The sequence below is a fragment of the Burkholderia sp. HMSC10F09 genome, assembly GCF_001806955.1.
Lineage (GTDB): Bacteria > Pseudomonadota > Gammaproteobacteria > Burkholderiales > Burkholderiaceae > Burkholderia > Burkholderia multivorans.
In genome coordinates this window covers 1-1,637 of sequence record NZ_KV786741.1, presented here as the reverse complement: position 1 = coordinate 1,637, position 1,637 = coordinate 1, and the positions used below count along the sequence as shown (strand labels likewise).

Annotated in this window: 1 protein-coding gene; it reads left to right on the top strand. The window is 64.9% G+C overall.

What is annotated here, in order from left to right; all coding sequences use genetic code 11:
* Positions 1–1,637: electron transfer flavoprotein-ubiquinone oxidoreductase (locus HMPREF3115_RS16125; RefSeq protein ID WP_176748751.1), on the top strand; the 1,637-nt coding region annotated here is incomplete at both ends.

The following is a 1,637-nucleotide window of genomic DNA, read 5'->3' as shown; positions in this document are numbered from 1 at the left end:
TACGGCCCGCGCGAATCGATGGAATACGACGTCGTGATCGTCGGCGGCGGCCCGGCCGGGCTGTCGGCCGCGATCCGGCTCAAGCAGCTGGCTGCCGAGAAAGGCACCGAGATCGGCGTGTGCGTGCTCGAGAAGGGTTCCGAGATCGGCGCGCACATTCTGTCGGGCGCGGTGATGGACCCGCGCGCGCTCACCGAGCTGTTCCCGGACTGGAAGGAACGCGGCGCGCCTTTGAACGTCGAGGTGACGGAAGACCGCTTCCTGTTCCTGTCCGAGAAGAGCGCGGTGCAAACGCCGAACTGGGCGCTGCCCGACAACTTCAAGAATCACGGCAACTACGTGATTTCGCTCGGCAACGTCACGCGCTGGCTCGGCCAGCAGGCCGAGGCGCTCGGCGTCGAGATCTTTCCGGGCTTTCCGGCCGCGGAGATTCTCTACAACGACGACGGCTCGGTGAAGGGCGTCGCGACCGGCAACATGGGCGTGGGCAAGGACGGCGAGCCGACCGAGAACTTCCAGCTCGGCATGGAGCTGCACGCGAAGTACACGCTGTTCGCCGAAGGCTGCCGCGGCCATCTCGGCCGCCAGCTGATCGCGAAGTTCAAGCTCGACGCCAACGCCGATCCGCAGGCGTACGGCATCGGCATCAAGGAGCTGTGGGAAATCGATCCGGCCAAACACAAGCCGGGCCTCGTGATCCACACGGCCGGCTGGCCGCTGAAGCCGGACACCTACGGCGGCTCGTTCCTGTATCACATGGACAACAACCAGGTCGTGGTCGGCTTCGTGGTCGGCCTCGGCTATACGAATCCCTATCTGTCGCCGTTCGAGGAGTTCCAGCGCTACAAGACGCATCCGTCGATCCGCGCATTCCTCGAAGGCGGCAAGCGCGTGTCGTACGGTGCGCGCGCGATCACCGCGGGCGGCCTGATGTCGCTGCCGAAGACGGTGTTTCCGGGCGGTGCGCTGATCGGCGACGATGCGGGTTTCCTGAACGCGTCGCGGATCAAGGGCAGCCATGCGGCGATCAAGACCGGCATGCTCGCGGCCGACGCGGCGTTCGACGCAGTGCAGGCGGGCCGTCAGAGCGACGAGCTCAATGCGTATCCCGATGCGTTCCGCCAGTCGTGGCTGTACACGGAGCTGTACCGCGCGCGCAACTTCAAGCAGTGGATGGCCAAGGGGCTGTATCTCGGCACGCTGATGGTCGGCATCGAGCAGAAGCTGATGGGTGGCAACGTGCCGTGGACGCTGCATCACAAGCATGCGGATCACGAGATGCTGAAGCCGGCTTCGCAGTGCGAGCCGATCGTCTATCCGAAGCCGGACGGCAAGCTGACGTTCGACCGGCTGTCGTCGGTGTTCATCTCGAACACGAACCACGAGGAAAACCAGCCGGCGCATCTGACGCTGAAGGATCCGAGCGTGCCGGTGAACGTGAATCTGCGCACGTATGCGGGGCCGGAGGGCCGGTTCTGTCCGGCGGCCGTGTACGAGTTCGTGAAGAACGACGACGGCAGCGATCGTCTGGTGATCAACGCGCAGAACTGCGTGCACTGCAAGACCTGCGACATCAAGGACCCGACGCAGAACATCGTGTGGGTCACGCCCGAAGGCGGCGGCGGGCCGAATTATCC